Source organism: Pedococcus sp. P1_H8 (genome assembly GCF_056405175.1).
In genome coordinates this window covers 1-366 of sequence record NZ_JBFUCP010000455.1, presented here as the reverse complement: position 1 = coordinate 366, position 366 = coordinate 1, and the positions used below count along the sequence as shown (strand labels likewise).

Genomic DNA, 366 nt, shown 5'->3' with positions numbered 1-366 from the left:
TGCCTGCTGTTGATGTCGTCGACGGACAAGCCGTCCGCCTCGTTCAGGGGGAGGCAGGCAGCGAGACCAATTACGGCTCGCCCCGCGACGCCGCCCTCGCCTGGCAGAACGCCGGTGCCGAGTGGGTGCACCTGGTGGACCTCGACGCCGCCTTCGGCCGCGGATCCAACCGCGACCTGCTCGTCGACGTGATCGGCGAGCTCGACGTCAAGGTGGAGCTGTCCGGCGGCATCCGTGACGACGAGACCCTCGAGGCCGCCCTGGCCACGGGCTGCGGTCGCGTCAACCTCGGCACCGCCGCCATCGAGAACCCCGAGTGGTGCGCGAGCGCCATCGCCCGGTACGGCGACAAGATCGCCGTCGGGC

1 protein-coding gene is annotated in these 366 nt (G+C 71.0%); it reads left to right on the top strand.

All coding sequences use genetic code 11. The annotated features are described in order from the left end of the window. Positions 1 to 366 (top strand): HisA/HisF-related TIM barrel protein (locus tag AC1DYG_RS20815; protein ID WP_477641725.1); only part of this gene is annotated, 366 nt, incomplete at both ends.